At 64.6% G+C, this 15835-nt stretch carries 13 protein-coding genes and 2 tRNA genes; 8 read left to right on the top strand and 7 right to left on the bottom strand.

Translation table 11 applies throughout. The annotated features are described in order from the left end of the window. The first annotated feature begins 89 nt into the window (after window positions 1–89). On the top strand, window positions 90–1505 hold the full coding sequence (locus ACFQU4_RS33350) for a glycosyl hydrolase family 32 (protein WP_377500557.1): 1416 nt from the start codon (window positions 90–92) through the stop codon (window positions 1503–1505). 46 nt (window positions 1506–1551) lie between these two features. Here the strand turns inward: ACFQU4_RS33350 and ACFQU4_RS33345 are convergent, their stop codons facing one another. Continuing rightward, window positions 1552–1992 carry a thiol-disulfide oxidoreductase DCC family protein gene (locus ACFQU4_RS33345; RefSeq protein ID WP_377500555.1) on the bottom strand — a complete coding sequence of 147 codons (441 nt, stop codon included), beginning with the start codon at window positions 1990–1992 and terminating at the stop codon, window positions 1552–1554. A 43-nt stretch (window positions 1993–2035) separates the two neighbouring features. On the opposite strand from ACFQU4_RS33345, the gene dnaG reads away from it, so the two are divergent. From dnaG to ACFQU4_RS33325, 4 genes are all read left to right on the top strand, one after another. Then, the gene (gene dnaG / locus ACFQU4_RS33340) at window positions 2036–3940 is read left to right on the top strand and encodes a DNA primase (RefSeq protein WP_377500552.1); all 1905 of its coding nucleotides are present in this window, start codon (window positions 2036–2038) and stop codon (window positions 3938–3940) included. A gap of 73 nt (window positions 3941–4013) precedes the next feature. Next, window positions 4014–4871, top strand: coding sequence for a sigma-70 family RNA polymerase sigma factor (locus ACFQU4_RS33335; protein WP_377500550.1), 858 nt, complete (start codon window positions 4014–4016; stop codon window positions 4869–4871). Further along, window positions 4868–5404: a hypothetical protein gene (locus tag ACFQU4_RS33330; RefSeq protein WP_377500547.1), complete on the top strand. Its 537-nt coding sequence runs from the start codon at window positions 4868–4870 to the stop codon at window positions 5402–5404. Before ACFQU4_RS33335 ends, ACFQU4_RS33330 begins: the two co-directional genes overlap by 4 nt. 49 nt (window positions 5405–5453) lie before the next feature. Beyond that, a tRNA-Asn gene (locus ACFQU4_RS33325) sits at window positions 5454–5526 on the top strand. 11 nt (window positions 5527–5537) lie between these two features. Here ACFQU4_RS33325 and ACFQU4_RS33320 read toward each other — a convergent pair. Both ACFQU4_RS33320 and ACFQU4_RS33315 read right to left on the bottom strand, forming a co-directional pair. Next, complete coding sequence (locus ACFQU4_RS33320) at window positions 5538–6038, bottom strand: pyridoxamine 5'-phosphate oxidase family protein (protein WP_377500545.1); 501 nt, start codon at window positions 6036–6038, stop codon at window positions 5538–5540. A gap of 299 nt (window positions 6039–6337) precedes the next feature. After that, the gene (locus tag ACFQU4_RS33315) at window positions 6338–7759 is read right to left on the bottom strand and encodes a trehalose-6-phosphate synthase (RefSeq protein ID WP_377500542.1); all 1422 of its coding nucleotides are present in this window, start codon (window positions 7757–7759) and stop codon (window positions 6338–6340) included. Window positions 7760–7889: 130 nt separating this feature from the next. Here ACFQU4_RS33315 and otsB point away from each other — a divergent pair, with 130 nt between their 5' ends. From otsB to ACFQU4_RS33300, 3 genes are all read left to right on the top strand, one after another. Continuing rightward, window positions 7890–8729 (top strand): trehalose-phosphatase, encoded by an 840-nt coding sequence (otsB, locus tag ACFQU4_RS33310; protein WP_377500540.1) that lies wholly within the window; start codon window positions 7890–7892, stop codon window positions 8727–8729. Between the two features lie 40 nt (window positions 8730–8769). Continuing rightward, a tRNA-Ile gene (locus ACFQU4_RS33305) sits at window positions 8770–8843 on the top strand. A gap of 111 nt (window positions 8844–8954) precedes the next feature. Continuing rightward, window positions 8955–10484 carry a tyrosine-type recombinase/integrase gene (locus tag ACFQU4_RS33300; protein ID WP_377500538.1) on the top strand — a complete coding sequence of 510 codons (1530 nt, stop codon included), beginning with the start codon at window positions 8955–8957 and terminating at the stop codon, window positions 10482–10484. A gap of 145 nt (window positions 10485–10629) precedes the next feature. On the opposite strand, the gene ACFQU4_RS33295 is transcribed toward ACFQU4_RS33300, so the two are convergent. From ACFQU4_RS33295 to ACFQU4_RS33280, 4 genes are read right to left on the bottom strand one after another with little or no spacing between them, the layout of a single operon-like run. Beyond that, window positions 10630–11397, bottom strand: coding sequence for a class I SAM-dependent methyltransferase (locus tag ACFQU4_RS33295; protein ID WP_377500536.1), 768 nt, complete (start codon window positions 11395–11397; stop codon window positions 10630–10632). Next, complete coding sequence (locus ACFQU4_RS33290) at window positions 11378–12613, bottom strand: MFS transporter (RefSeq protein ID WP_377500534.1); 1236 nt, start codon at window positions 12611–12613, stop codon at window positions 11378–11380. The genes ACFQU4_RS33295 and ACFQU4_RS33290 overlap by 20 nt, the downstream gene beginning before the upstream one ends. Window positions 12614–12615: 2 nt before the next feature. Continuing rightward, complete coding sequence (locus ACFQU4_RS33285; protein WP_377500532.1) at window positions 12616–13146, bottom strand: flavoprotein; 531 nt, start codon at window positions 13144–13146, stop codon at window positions 12616–12618. Next, the gene (locus tag ACFQU4_RS33280; RefSeq protein WP_377500530.1) at window positions 13146–15605 is read right to left on the bottom strand and encodes a lanthionine synthetase LanC family protein; all 2460 of its coding nucleotides are present in this window, start codon (window positions 15603–15605) and stop codon (window positions 13146–13148) included. The genes ACFQU4_RS33285 and ACFQU4_RS33280 overlap by 1 nt, the downstream gene beginning before the upstream one ends. Window positions 15606–15835: the final 230 nt, after the last annotated feature.

Below are 15835 nucleotides of genomic sequence, written 5' to 3'. Positions count from 1 at the left end.
TGAGAGATCTGGGCGGACCGCCATTCGGCAGCCCATTTCATGATCAACAACGGCGGCGCGAACCGCGTCGCTGTCCTACGGTGGACAGCATGCATCGCCTCTACTATCAGCATCCCGGGACCTGGTTCGGCGACTGCATGCCGATCTTCGCCGACGGGGCGTTCCAGCTGTTCCACCAGCGCGACACCCGGCGGCCCGGGCCGTTCGGGGAACCGTTCGGCTGGGCGCTGTCCCGGACCACCGACTTCGTCCGGTACGAAGATCGCGGCGAATCGCTGCACCGCGGCGGCGACACCGACCAGGACCAGTTCATCTTCGCCGGCAGCGTCTTCGAGACGCCCGGGACGATCCGGGCCGGTGGCCGCTTCCACGCCTTCTACACCGGCTACAACCGGGACTATCCGGCGGCCGGGAAGCCGGCCCAGGTGCTGCTGCGCGCGGTCAGTGATGATCTTGAACACTGGACGAGGGTCGAGGGCGAACTGGTCCCGCCGGAACCGGGGCACGACCCGGACAACTGGCGGGACCCGTACGTGCTCCGCGACGATGATCATGATCGTTGGGTGATGATCTTGGGCGCCCGGCAGGACGGCGACCGGCAGCGGACCACCGGCCGGACGGTCTGGTACACCTCGGATGATCTTGAGCAGTGGACCTTCCAGGGCGACTTCTGGGCGCCCGACCGCTACACGATGCATGAGATGCCGGACCTGTTCCGGCTCGGTGATCACTGGTACCTGCTGACCACCGAGTACAGCGACCGCAGCACCACCGTGTACCGGATGAGCGAGAGCCTCGACGGGCCCTGGACCGCGCCGGCCGACGACGCGTTCGACGGCCGTGCCTACTACGCCGCCCGGTCCGCCGCGGACGGCGAGCACCGCTATCTGTTCGGCTGGGTGGCGACGAAGGAGGGCGAACGGGACCTCGGCGCCTGGCAGTGGGGCGGCACCCTCGTCGTCCACGAGGTGTACCAGCGGCCGGACCGCTCGCTCGGCGTCCGCCTCCCGGATCCGGTACGGGCAGCGTTCCCGGCCCCGACCTCCCTGATCGACGGCCCGATCCCGGTGGCGGCGGACGGGCGGCGCCGGATCGGGCTGGGCCTGCTGCCCGAGGACCGGCCGGTGCTGATCACCCTCCGGCTGACCCCGGCCCAGCTGCGGGCATTCGCGATCGTGCTGTTCGAGGACGAGGCGTCCGGCGACGGCTACGCGTACACCTTCCGGGCCGGCGAGGGCCGGATCGACGTGGACCGGGTGCCGAACTATCCCTGGTACCGCTACGACAACCGGGGCCTGCAGCGCCCGTTCCGGACCCGGCCCGGCGAGACCCTCACCGTCGACCTGGTCGTCGACGACACGATCGCGACCCTCTACGTCGACGGGGTCGCCCTGAACGCGCGGCTGTACGAGCGGCCGGGACGACGGCTGGCGATCGAGGTCGTCGACGGCGAACTGGCTCTCGAACGGGCCGAGCTCTCCGTACTCGAGGACGCGGCGCCCTGAGCTTGTCGGAAGGGCCAGGCCAGGTGTGGCTCGCCCTTCGACAGGCTCAGGGAGCGTTGTGGTGGTTCGGTACGACGCCGGCCGGCGGCATGGCGCAGGCAGGCGAGCCGCCCGGAAGCCGGTGCCGGTTGGCCGCGATCCGGCGGTAGACGATGTCGGCGAGCTGCGCGACCCCGGGCAACCGGAGCAGGGTGCCGAGGATCCGGTACGGGCCGCCGGCGTAACGCAGCCAGGCCGCGACCGCGGCGGCACCGCCGGCCACCTCGCCGCGCAGATCCAGCCAGAGCACCTCTTGCCGGGCCCGCACGGCCGTGGTGCCCGCCGCGTCGAGATCGGTGAACTGCCACGGGATGTACTTCGGGTCCAGCCGTCCCGGCCGGTGGAGCCGTTCGGCGATCCAGGTCACGGCCGTGGTGCAGAAGGCGCAGTCGCCGTCGAAGATCAGCCAGGGCACCCGGCGTTCCGGTTCCGGCGCGATCCTGTTCATAGCTCAACTCTAGGAGCAGCCGCGCGAGGTCTACACTCGCCCTGTGGCGGGCCGGATTAACGAAGAGGACATTGCGGCGGTCCGCGAGCGCGCCCGGATCGACGAGATCGTCGGCTCGTACGTGACCCTCCGCCGATCGGGCAGTGCGATGGTCGGCTTGTGCCCGTTCCACGAGGAGAAGACGCCGAGCTTCCAGGTCACTCCGTCCCGCGGCCTCTGGTACTGCTTCGGCGCCTGTTCCGAGGGCGGCGACGTGATCAGCTTCGTCCAGAAGATCGACAACCTGACGTTCGTCGAGGCGATCGAACGGCTGGCCGACCGGGTCGGCATCCAGCTCCGGTACTCAGACGACGGCGGGCCGCGGACGCCGCCCGGGCTGCGGATGCGGCTGATGGAGATGAACCAGGCCGCGGCCGAATACTTCACCGACCAGCTGACCAAGCCGGACGCCCTGGCCGCCCGCCAGTTCCTGGCCGAGCGGGGCTTCGACCGGGAGTCGGCGACCGACTTCGGCGTCGGCTTCGCCCCCCGGGACGGCAAGTCGCTGCTCCGGCACCTGCGCGGGCGCGGCTTCGCCGACGCCGACCTGGTCGCCGGCGGGCTGGCCCGCGAGTCCGGCTACGACTTCTTCCAGGGCCGGCTGCTGTGGCCGATCCGGGACTCCGGCCGGCAGGTGCTCGGCTTCGGCGGCCGCCGGATCTTCGACGACGACCGGATCTCGGCGAAGTACATCAACACCCCGGAAACCCCGCTGTACAAGAAATCCCACGTGCTGTACGGCCTCGACCGGGCCCGCCAGGCGATCGCCAAGAAGAGCCAGGCCGTGGTCGTCGAGGGCTACACCGACGTGATGGCGGCGCACCTGTCCGGGGTGGACACCGCGATCGCGTCCTGCGGCACCGCGTTCGGTGATGATCATGCTCGGCTGCTGCGCCGGCTGATGGGTGATCATGATGCGTTCGGCGGCGAGGTGATCTTCACCTTCGACGGTGACGAGGCGGGCCAGAGCGCCGCCCTGAAGGTCTTCTCCGGTGATCAGAACTTCCTGGCGCAGACGTACGTCGCGGTCGAGCCGAGCGGGCTCGACCCGTGCGACCTGCGGCTGCAGCAGGGCGAGGCGGCCGTACGCGAACTGGTCGCCCGGCGGGTGCCGCTGTACCGGTTCGTGATGAGCAACATCGTCGGCCGGTACGACCTGGACCGGGCCGACGGCCGGCTGAACGCGCTCCGCTCCGCCGCCCCGCTGGTCGGCAGCATCCGCGACCGCGGCCTGGTCAGCGGGTACGTCCGCGAACTGACCGGCCTGCTCGGGATGGAGCCGGAAGAGGTGCAGCGCGAAGTAGCCCGGGCCGCCCGGGCGCCGCGGCCGCAGTCCGGGCCGGGCCACCGGGGCGACCGCTCCCGGTCCCAGAGCCACGACGAGCCGCCGGAGGCACCGGAGGAACCGCCGCGCCGCAAGGGTCTCGAACTGCCGGATCCGAACGACCGGCTGCTGGCCACCGAGCGGCAGACCCTGAAGTTGATCATCCAGGCGCCACAGCGGTTCGGGGCCGGCTGGGACGGCATCACCGCGGTCGACTTCACCAACCCCGCGTACGCGGCCGTGTTCACCTGCGTCGAGAAGGCCGCCGCGGACGGCGTCGAAACCGACTGGGCGAACCGGGTCAGCCAGGCCGCCGAGGACGACCGGCTCCGGTCGCTCGCGGTCTCGCTGGCCGTCGAGCCGCTGCCGATCACGGGCGAGCCGACCGAACGCCTGGTGGCGGCGTACAGCTCCGGGCTGCAGCTGCTCACCGTGATGCGGCAGATCGCCGAGCTGAAGTCGAAGCTGCAGCGGACCAACCCGGTCGACCAGGCCGTGAAGTACAACCAGATGTTCTCTGAGCTGGTCGTCCTCGAGGCACGCCGGCACGCGCTGCACCAGCGCAGCATCGGTGCCCAGGAATAGCCCGCCGAATTGCCCTGTGGATAACTGACCCGAAGAGTGGCGGACTGTAGGTGCCGACGGCGAGAGTGCCGCCATGGGGGAATCGACGGAGCCGGACGAGGCGCTGCTGACGCCGGCCGAGGAGTGCGAACTGGCCGCCCGGATCGAGGCGGGCGCCCTGGCCTGGGCGGAGCGGCAGCGACCGGTCCGGCGCAGCGGAGCGACGACGGCGGAACTGCTGGCGCTGGAACGCGTCGGCGAACGGGCGCGGCAGCGGTTCGTCCGGGCCAACCTCGGCCTGGTCGCGGGGCTGGTGCCCGGCTACGCGAGCCGGGCCGGGCTGCCGCGCGACGAACTGTTCCAGGAAGGCTGTCTGGGCCTGCTGATCGCGGTGGCCAGGTTCGACCACCGCCGCGGGATGCGCTTCTCGACCTACGCGCTGCACTGGATCCGGGCCCGGCTCGGTGACGCGGTGCTCCGGCGCTGCGGCGGCCTGCCGCTGCCGGCGCTCCGGGCCGAGCAGTTGCGTGCCGCGCGGGTCGCCGAGGACGAGCTGGTGCAGACCCTCGGCCGAGACGTCACCGCCGCCGAGATCGCCACCCGGGCCGGCCTGGACCCGCGCCGGTACGAGCGGCTGCTGGCCTGGCAGCACGTCACCTCGCTCGATCTGCCGGCCGGAGATCCGGGCGGCCCGGCGGACCTCGGCCCGCCACCGGACGCGATCACCGAGCGACCGGAGCGGTCCGTGGACGAACTGCTCTGGCGACTGCCGCAACTGGAGCAGACCGTGCTGCGCCTGCGGTACGGGCTGGACGGCGAACCGGGCCTGTCCTACGCGGCGATCGCGACCCGGATCGGCCAGTCCGAGTCGGGGGTGCGCCGGATCGAGCACCGGGCGCTGGACCGGCTGCGGTCCGACGGTTCGGGGAGGGCTGGAACAATGACCGGATGAGCCTCAAGACCCGCTGGTGGAGCAAGTCCCGCGGCCTGCCCGCCGGGGCGTACGCCTCGCTGGTCGCCTCGCTCCGCGCCGACGGTCAGCCGGTCGAGCGGATCCTGTCCTGGGCCACGACCGGCGACGGCTTCTGCATCGGCTTCCCCGCCCTGCTCTCGTACGGCAACGAGGACGGCTGGACCCACGTCGGCTGGCACGAGATCGAGTCCGGCGGCTGGAACTCCGAGACCCGCCGGATCAGCTTCCGGGCCTACGACGGACGTCGCGGGCTGATCGATCTGGCCGAGCCCGCACGGCTGCCGGAGCTGTTCCGGGAACGGGTCGCGGCCAGCCTCGTGGTCGAGAAGTTCATCCCGGTCGACGGCAACCGCGGGGTCACGATCAGCGGCCGGCGGGACCTCGCCGACGCGGCCGCGCCGATCGCCTGGCACAGCACGCTGACCCGCGGAGTCACCTGGCAGACCGAGGGGATTCGCGACCTCGCGGACCGTGCGCTGGAGCAGGTGCGAACCGAGTACGACATTCGGTGATCAGCCTGCTATCGTACGTACCCGCGCCCCTCGCTGGGGAGCGGTGCGATCCCCTGTAGCTCAATTGGCAGAGCATGCGACTGTTAATCGCAGGGTTGTTGGTTCGAGTCCAACCGGGGGAGCTTCGTCTCCATCAAGGCCTATAGCCAGTCTGGCTGTACGGCCCCTTGCCAAAAGCGAGCACCTTGGCCGGTGCCACCGCGAACACCCAGGCCTCGCCACCTTCGCCGCCGAAGCCGGCGTCGGTGACCCGGTACTGCCAGTCGCCGTTCCACTTCGTCGCCCAGGCCGCGGCGAGCCGCTCCAGCAGGGCCCGATCGGTCACCCGGCGCGCCGTACCCTCGACCACCACGTCGAGCCCGTCGGACCACGAACTGGCCCCGATCGCCAGCGCGACCTCCGGGTGAGCCTGTAGGTTGCGCGCCTTCTGTTCGCCCGGCCCGGTGCAGAAGTGCAGGGCGTCGTCCAGCCAGACGGCGACCAGCGGTGTCACGTGCGGCCGGCCGTCGGCGCGCACCGTGGTGAGCCAGCCGAGCTGGGCCGACTCGAGCACCTGGCGCGTCTCCGCCCAGGGCGTCGCGGTCGTACCGGGTTCGCTGAAGCTGCCGTCGAAACGCGCCACCGGATCGTTCATGATCACTCCTTCGTCATCGGTCACCATCCAGCATTGATTGCAAAGTGCAATCAGTCAAGACCGACAATGATCCCCGTACCTGAAAAGGGGTGGAGAACGCAGGAGCCCGCAGCAGAAGATTTGGGCCGGGGCCAGGAGGCGCCTGGGGGGGCGGGGCTCCGGAGCGGTAGGGAGCTACGGAGCCGGGCTCATGGCCCCAGCCACCTCAAAAGTAGGCGTGCCGGACAACCTTCTCAACAAGATTGGATCGGGTTGAGCCTAATTGTGATGATCAGACCAAGGATTGGATCAAGGCCGGATCAAGACCCGCGGCCGGTCAGATCCTCGAGGAACAGCGACGCCCAGCGGTCGATGTCGTTCTCGAACACCTGCTTGCGCAGGTAGCGCATCCGCCGGGCGTGCACCCGCGGCGAGTCGTTCATCGCCTCCACCAGGCGCTCCTTGAGCCCGTTGATGTCGTACGGATTCACCAGGTAGGCCTGCCGCAGTTCCTTGGCTGCCCCGGCGAACTCGCTCAGCACCAGCGCGCCGTTGTCGTCCTGCCGGCAGGCGATGAATTCCTTGGCGACCAGGTTCATCCCGTCACGCAGCGGGGTGACCACCATGATGTCGGCCGCCCGGTAGAGCGCCGCCATCTCCTCGCGCGGATAGGACGCGTGCAGGTACGTGATCGGTGGCCGGCCGATCCGGCCGGTCTCGCCGTTGATCCGCCCGACCAGCATGTCGATGTCGTCGCGCAGCTGCCGGTACTGGTCGACCCGGTCCCGGGACGGCGCAGCCACCTGCACCAGCACCGCCTCGTCCGGATCGAGCCGGCCGTCCCGTACCAGCTCGCCGAACGCCCGGATCCGCTGCCGCAGACCCTTCGTGTAGTCGAGCCGGTCGACGCCGAGGAAGATCGTCCGCGGGTCGCCCAGGTCGTGCCGGATCTGCTTGGCCCGCTGTTCGACGGAGGGGCTGGCGGCCATCTCGTTGAAGCCGGAGGCGTCGATCGAGATCGGGTACGCCCGCGCCAGCACGGTCCGGCCGTCGGCGGTGCGGACCCGGTCCCGGTGCGTCTGCAGGTGCAGCCGCTGCCGTACCAGCCGAACGAAGTTCTGCGCGCCGCCCGGCAGCTGGAATCCGACCAGGTCCGCGCCGAGCATCCCCTCCAGGATCTGGTTCCGCCAGGGGAGCTGCTGGAACAGCTCCAGCGGCGGGAACGGGATGTGCAGGAAGAAGCCGATCCGCAGGTCCGGCCGGCGCCGCCGCAGCATCGCCGGCACCAGCTGTAACTGGTAGTCCTGTACCCAGACCACGGCGCCCTCTTCGGCAACCTCGGCGGTCCGGTCGGCGAACCGTTCGTTCACCGAGACGTAGGAGTCCCACCACTCCCGGTGGAACTGCGGGTTCTCGATCGCGTCGTGGTAGAGCGGCCACAGGGTGCCGTTGGACAGCCCCTCGTAGTACTGGGCGACCTCGGTCTCGCTGAGCTCGACCGGGATGAGTTGCATGCCGTTCGTCGAGAACGGTTCCAGCTTCTCGGGTGCCCCGTGCCACCCGATCCAGGCGCCGTCATTGGCGCGCATCACCGGCTCGAGGGCGGTGACCAGACCTCCGGGCGAGGTACGCCAGCCCGTCGTGCCGTCGGCGTTCTCGATCCGGTCGACGGCAAGTCGGTTGGCGACCACCACGAAGGACGCGGTCGGAGTGGATGACGTCTTTCCTTTGTCGCTGCTCATACAGTGCCAAGCCTCCCAAGGCGTCTGTTCGACCATATCCGAAGATCGGTAACAGGTTCGATCCGGTGGGTATCCGCGCCCGCAAGACGCACATTGTGTGGAGTTGCCCCGGTCTGACAGAGTCGATGGCGTGAGTGCCGCCGGAGCCGTACCCGATCCCGGGATCGACGCGATGCGGGCCATCATGCAGTGGCCCGACAAGACCATGATCGCCGTCGACTTCGACGGCACGTTGGCGCCGATCGTCGACGACCCCGACCGCGCCTTCGGCAACCCGCGGGCCATCGCCGCGCTGGGCCGCCTCGGCGGCCTCGGGCTGACGATCGCCGTGATCACCGGCCGCCCCGCTCGGACCGTGGTCCGCCTGGGCCGGTTCACCTCCGTGCCCGGCCTGCGGAACATGATCGTTCTCGGCCAGTACGGCGTCGAACGCTGGGACGCGGCGACGGGGGAGTTCAGCATCCCGCCGGAGCCCGACGGCATCGCCGCCCTCACCGACGAGGTGGACCAGCTGCTGGCCAGCCTCGACCTGAGCGAGGCCCGGCTGGAACACAAGGGCCGGGCCATCGGCGTGCACACCCGCGAACTGCCGGACCCTCGCGCCGCCTTCGAGACCCTGCTGCCCCGCCTGAACGACCTGGCCGAACGGCACCGCTGGGCCATCGAGCCGGGCAAGAACGTGATCGAGATCCGCGCCCCCGGAATGGACAAGGGCGTCGCCCTGCGCTCCCTGATCGAGGAGACCGGCGTCCGCCAGGTGATCTTCGCCGGAGACGATCTCGGCGACCTACCCGCCTTCCGGATGGTGGAGCACCTGCGCGCCGAAGGCTTCCCCGGCCTCCTGGTCTGCTCCGCCTCCCACGAAGAAGATGCCCTGACCGAGATCTCCGACCTGATCGTCAGCGGCCCCGACGGCGTCGCGGAGTGGCTCGGCCGCCTCGCCGACAGCCTGGCCGCCCGCCGCTCCTGACCTGCTCCGCCGACTTCCCCGCCGCTATAGTCGTCCCGCCGGGGCGGTAGCTCAGCCGGTTAGAGCAGGGGACTCATAATCCCTGGGTCGTGGGTTCAAGCCCCACCCGCCCCACAGAAGGGAACCCTTGTATGTAAGGGATCCTGGCTGATTCTGATGCCTGGGGCGCGCTCGCTTTGGCGACTCGTGGAGTCATTCGTGGTGCGAGTTGCTAGGATCGCTGTCATGGCGGGAGCAACGCGGCAGGGGTCTAGCCGGCCGAAGGGAAGCATCGAAAGGCTTCCGAGCGGAGCGATTCGTGTGTCTGTCTATGCCGGAATCGATCCGGTGACGAAGCGGCGCCACTACCTGAAGGAGACCATCCCGGCGGGAACGCCGAAGCTGGAGAAAGAAGCCGAGAAGGTCAAACGGCGCCTCCAGGTCCAGGTCGACGAGCAGCGACAGCCTCGAACCAGCTCGTCAGTCTCGCACCTGGTCGAGCGGCACCTGGAGATGGCACAACTCGACAGGACAACGCTTAGCCGCTACCAGTCGTGCTTCACCAAACACATCGCTCCCCTGATCGGAAACGTCAAGGTCGGCGCGGTCGATGCCGACCTGCTCGACTCGTTCTACGCGGAACTCGGTCGTTGCCGCCTGCACTGCAACAGACGAGCCTTCACCGAGCATCGGACCCAGCTGCCTCACGAGTGCGATGTCAGGTGCAAGGCCCACGTGTGCAGGCCGTTGGCCCCGTCATCGATTCGGCAGATCCACTTCATTCTCAGCGGCGCCTTCAAGCGGGCCGTCAGGTGGAAATGGGTTGCGACGAACCCGATAGCAAGCGGCGAACCGCCGGCAGCAACCCCGCCGAAGCCAGATCCTCCAAGCGCCGCCGAGGCCGCGCGGATCCTCGAAGATGCGTTCCAGGATCCTGCATGGGGAGCACTTGTCTGGTTGGCGATGATCACTGGCGCCCGGCGCGGAGAACTGTGCGCGTTGCGCTGGTCGAAGGTTGACCTCGCGATTGGCACTGTCACCTTCGATGCGAGTGTGGGGCAGGCGAACGGTGAGACCTGGCTCAAGGACACCAAGACGCATCAGCACCGCAGGGTCGCGCTCGATCAGGTCACTCTGGAGATCCTCCGCGAGTTGCGCATTGAGTCGGAAGCCCGCGCGATGGCGGTCGGCGCGGAGTTATCCGATTCGGCGTTCGTGTTCTCACTGGTCCCTGACAGCATGTCGTACCGCCTGCCCGACAGCGTCGGCCAGAGATATGAACGGGCGGTGTCCCGGCTCGGAATCGACTCGACGCTGCACAAGCTGCGCCACTACTCCGCAACGGAGTTGATCGCCGCGGGTGTTGATGTCCGTACCGTGGCCGGCCGGTTGGGCCACGGCGGCGGCGGCACGACGACATTGCGCGTATACACGGCATTTGTCTCCGAAGCTGATCAGCGAGCGTCCGAGGCGTTGCAGGCTCGCGTTCCACAGCGACCGAAACCGCGTGTGGCTTCTGCGACCGACCAGGAGCGTGCTGACGCCGAGCGGGCTCGGCTCTCGCCGCGCGCTCCCTTCGAGCACATCGCCCACCGGATCGTCGAAGCGATCCGTGCAGGTGAGTTGCCACGAGGTGTGCCGCTGCCAGGCACGCACGAACTCGTGCGCCGGTTCGGCTCGTCTGCGAACACTCTCCGACGGGCCGTCAGACTGGTCGTGGCCTGGAAGTACTTGAACGAGCAGCGAGTCGTTCAAACGAAGAGCGTAGAGCCGTGACCCGTCCCTCCCTGCAGCGAATCGAAAGAGGAACTGAGGGGTTCTCCGTAATGCCTTCTGCGAACATCTGGGGCGCTCGCGCTCAGCGTCTCGTCATCGCGCCTGCAGGCCGGAACTCATGAGCTCTGACGAGTACTCACACAACTCATTCCCCTGTACCCGCGACACTCCGCAAAACAGCAATCATCTTTGGGGAACCTGATACGTAGTCCTCCCCGTCCCAGGTGCCCCACCAATTGAGAATCCTCAAACCTGATAGCTCGCACATAAGTTTGAATTCATTCGGCCAGATGTAACGGGAGACCGTAGTGACACGCCGAGGCGGCTCACCGGGGCTCTCGTAGGCATAGCTAATGCGCGCCATTTGATCATGGAAATCGAGGGAGACAGACATCGAGAGAAACATATCGTGGCGAATCACAACTGGCATCGTCTTCGGGAACGGTGCCCAGTTGAAGACAATAGTCGAGGGTGCCGCGCATTCAATCACAACGATACCCCCAGGCGAAAGGATATTCGAGATCGACCTCAGGAGCGTAAGCTGTTCGCCGGGAGATGTGAGATAGGTGATTCCGTTGTTTATACAGATTACGGCGCTGAACTTGTCGGTCGCCTCAAGGACATATTCCTCCATTGGCCGACACACCGTCTCCACACTTCCTTGAACGTCCTTTTGTTCTAACCGTTTCAGCATCTCCGCGGAGAAATCAACGGCAACGACGCGGCGTCCCGAACGCGCTAGGCGTAGCGCTGCACGGCCCGTCCCAGAAGCCAGTTCACAGACAGTCTGCCGGCCGGCTAGCAGGTCTTCCAGCCGATCCAAGTCTGCTGGGAACAATGAGTTGTTCATTGTGTCGTACTGTTCAGCTATCTCTGACCAGGGCGCAATCCGGTCATCGAGGGGCTGTGACATCTTTAGATCTCCATTCGACGTAGGCGTGGCCACCGAGCCACAATAATGGAATCGCGGTAAGCGCCGATGCAACGATTAGCATGACGGATACCGAGAAATATTCAATCAGCACGCCCGTAAGAGATGCCGCGAACGGGTACAAGCTCCCACCGATGACCAACAGCGATGACTGCACTCGCCCGACGAGATCGGGCTGAACCAATTGCATGACATGGCTGTTGAGGGAAACATTCAGTGCACCAGAGACAACGGAACTGATCGCGAAGAGGGTGAGAAGAACGGGCCAAGCTGGAAGAACCGCACCGCCAATCATGCAGGCTCCGTAGACGAAAGACACAAGGGCAGCTTGCAGATAGTGTCGCTTGTCTGGAACCTTTACACCTAGGAGGCTGCCTGCAACTCCAGCAAATGCGATTGCCGCCATTCCCGCACCATAGACAGATTCAGACTGCTGCGCGAGAACTACTGTAAGACCGAAGAGCATCATGGCGGAGGTGAAGTTTACGACGGCAACAGAGAAGATGTAATTTCGCAGAAAGGTCTGCGAGACTACGTGTCGCATGCCACTTGCGATACTCCTTAGTAGTGGGGTCCTCTCTGTAGCCTCCACTGGAGGATTCGCCCTAGACTTCAAAGAAATTGCGAGCTGTGCCAGCACAGCGACCGACAGAAGATAGGTTGCAGCGTCCAGTAGGTAGGCGATCCCGGCCCCAGCGTAGTGATACACGACTGCTGCAACGGGCGGTCCAATGACTGCTGTGCTTGCGAACAGGAAGGACCAGATGCTAAATGCCGACTTGAGCGAAGCCTCTGGCAGCCACGCACGGAACATTGAAACTGTTGCCGGAGCCAAAATTGCGCCAACAATTGACTCGATCGCGAGGAGGACGGTGATCAGCGCCAGAGATCCGGCGGACATGACTGTCGCCGCCGCCGCTAGGACGCAGATGGATTTTACGGCATCCCCAATAACGCGAACACGTAGTCCAGAGAACTTGTCTACCAATCCTCCGGCGACCAACTGGGCTGGTACTAGGCCGATGAGTCGGATGGTCGCAATCACGCCGGTAAGGGCAGCGGACCCGGTGATGGCCAGTATATATAGAGGTAGTACGGCCGCGCTGACAGCGCTCCCCGTTAGAGAAACGGCAGTTGCTAGAATAAGCCGACGAAACCGGCGGTCCTGAAGCGCGGGATAGGAACTGAGAAGCGGCATTCCTAAGCCCCAATCTGCCTGGCAATGACAGCAGCAGCACTTACCGGGTCCATCAGCGAGAGATCGTTTCGCATTGCACCTTCGGCGTGAATCCAGGCTGGCCCCATGACAGGATCGACCACAATGTGGCCTAGCATCCTCAGGGTCTGCACTTGGGACTTGGTCGACTTCAAGCCCCATATACCTTCGTTCATCGAGGGAAAGAACGTCACGCCATCCTCTCGGTAGGCCACGATGCTCTGTGCAGGCGTCATCGCCAGCCCTGCTGCTGCGGCAGAGAGAAGATTCTTGGTACATGGCAGAACAACGACTCGATCGTATTGCTGTGCAATCTCCCAAGGACTAGGAAGTTCAGGCCCCACCAGCAATTCGTCAACTAGGGAATGAAGAAGTCGCGGTGCAAGAAATCTTGCGGCTGTTTCTGTTAGAAGACATCCGACGCGAGCGTTAGCGACCCTCTCCCGTATGCGGGCCAGGTATTGATTGAGATTTACAACGGCAGCGGCGCCGGTCGCAACTACGAGTACGGACATCACGAGGAGCATCCCGTGAAGAGTGGATGCGCTCCGATCCCCGACGCTAGGCCGAATATGGTTCCGATCACGCCAGCCGACCCAGTGGCGAAGTCATGAGAAAACCGCATGAGATTGAAACCGGGAACTGCTAGTCCTTCCGGTTGCACCGACAAGGCCGCCGCCATGGACGAAATTGTGTTGTTGGCGACAGCGGATTCTCCACGCACAATCCGCATAGCGTCAATTATTCCAGCTGACCCACGCCAATATCCTGGGCTAACGCTCATTCCCCCGTGCAAACTGGCAACGATGTCATCTGTACGCGAGACGAGTGATTCCGATAGCTCGGGAGCCCTTACCTGAAACTCATTCATCACTATGGCCATTCCGGCTGACCCGCCGGCGAGATACGGCGACATAGTGACCGCGTTAACGTGCCCGGGGTATCCGACGACTCCCATCGCCTCTCTGGAGTAGCTGATGTCATGTTCCAGCGCCCGGCGGGCGAACTGCATGAACTCCGGCGAGCCGGTTCGGTCGCCAAACCTGAGAAGAAAGAGAGCGATTCCGGCGGAGCCGTAACCCAAGCCAAGATTGCCTTCGCATGCATCCCATAGATATCCGCGTCCGTCGTCAGAGGCGGAATTGACTAGGGCATTGGCGATCTGTTGAAGATGTCTATTATAGTCGTGACCCAGGGCTTGAAGTTCGAGCATACTTAGTCCTACGCTCGCCAGACCATCCGTAGCGTCAACTGCGTTCATGTACTCGACGCTGAAGTTTCGGAGGTGATTATCAAATCGCTTCTTGATCTCATCCTCTGCGGCGCCGATTTCCAGAGCAAGGCAAATCCCCGCCACGCCTGATCCGAATCCGTAGGACAGCTTGCTGAGATCCTGACGGTCGATTGTATCCCACCATTCGGCAGGCACCTTACGTCCAACTCTGCTCCACACAGACAAGGCTCCAGATGCCCCGTACAAGAATCCCGCGGCGTTCGTTTCGTATCCTGAGGGTTCGAGCCTTAGCTGACCCGGTGACGACTCTTCAACGAAGCGTGCCGAATCCTCGAGGGTTGTTGGATCGAGCCGTATCTCGTGGTCAGTTGGAGACAAACCAATCATTTCGAGTATTCGGCCAGCATCCCATCCGAGCAATTTGCAGCCGAACTCTACTGATCTTGCGAAGGCGTCTGGAGCGACCGCCCGTAACGGATTCCTCGGATAGGCTGCGTATGCCAGCGCACTCCCGATTCCGAAAGAGTGGAGGTCTTCGACCGGCATGCCGACGGCATCAGTCCCTCCGATTGAGAACCCTTCAGTAAAGGCGATTGGACGAGTTATGCGATCGTCTGCATCTGGAACCGCGCCTTCGAAGTCGACAAGTGATACGTCGCCATCGTCGGTGACGAAGATGTTGGTAGGCGAGAAGTCCACGTAAGTGCATCCGAGTTTACGGAGATCAGCTAGCAGTGTACGGAGATTTTGCTCAAAGCGGTCAATTAGGCGCTTGTACTTAGCGATGGAGTCGGGTGTCAGTGAATTCTGGATGATCGGGCTGTTGCGGGCAACGAACTCGAATAGAGCGTGACCGCTCATGCGTGTCAATACTATGTACTTGCTCTCACTAAACGACCCACAGTCGACAGCCATGGGCCACCTAGGGTCAGTTCCTAGAGAACTTAGAAGCTTGAACTCATCCTCAAGCCGTTGTGCTGCGTCGCGGCCGTCTGGCGAGTAGCCTGTGTGAGTACGGTGATACTTGAATACCAGGTTTTCGGTAGAGTCTTTCCTTGTTGCGCCGAGCACACCGCCCGTGCTGCCAAAGTGGATTACTTCGTTCAGGTAAAATTCACCAACAGAGATCGATGATGCAGGCTCGGTCTTGTCGGACAGCTTCCGGGAGTCTGTTCGTACCTCGCCGTTTTGTGTTATGAGCCCTTGCTTGTACCCGGAATCGGTCAGAGAGGTGGTTTGATATGCGCCATACCGAATGTACACCTGTGCGGCGGGGTCGGGCCGGACTTCCGCGAGAATTCCCGGTCCAGGTTTTCCTTGCAGCTCAGAAGCAAGCCTGGAGGTGACTTGGTCACGTAGCGAATCACTACTCCCGGGATACATGGTAAAGATCTTGCCGATCTGTGTTGCTGGCCATGCACGTGACAATGCGAGTTCGAGGAGCGATGAGTCAATGAACGTCTTGAAATCGACACGGTACTCGCTCGCGCATTTCGAGACTACATCGATTGTTTGGTCGAAATTCTCAGGTGTGCACGAAACATGAATCTTCCAGCCCTCGGCTTCTGGCTCGCCTTTGAACCGTACTAGGGCCCAGATGCCGTGGCGAACAATGTCTGCACCGGGAAGTGCTGCCGCAATCTTAGGGATCGTGTCTGCCGCCGCAATTGATTCTTCGAGTGGGGCGAAGAAGCGCTTGTCCGCTCGTTGGTAAGTGTAATACTCGTCGTTCTTTGCCACCGCATACCTCAACATTGTGTAGGAACTAGAGATGGAGGGGCGAGAACTGACCCCCGCCCCTCCATCCGTTTCACTCAGCAGCTATTGCTGTTGTAGCTGGTGATCCCACAGGGATCGAAGGGACGGCCGAACAGGCCGGCGTCCGACTGCTCGAACATTGCCGCGAGCTGAGTTTCGATGGTCATTGATCTTCACCCCCTCGTTGTTTATGTGGTAGCAGAAGCTGGCAC

It is taken from the genome of Microlunatus sp. GCM10028923 (assembly GCF_042666975.1).
In the GTDB taxonomy this organism is placed as follows: Bacteria; Actinomycetota; Actinomycetes; order Propionibacteriales; family Propionibacteriaceae; genus Microlunatus.
Note: the sequence above shows the minus strand (reverse complement) of the source record. Positions and strands in the feature narration are given on the sequence as shown.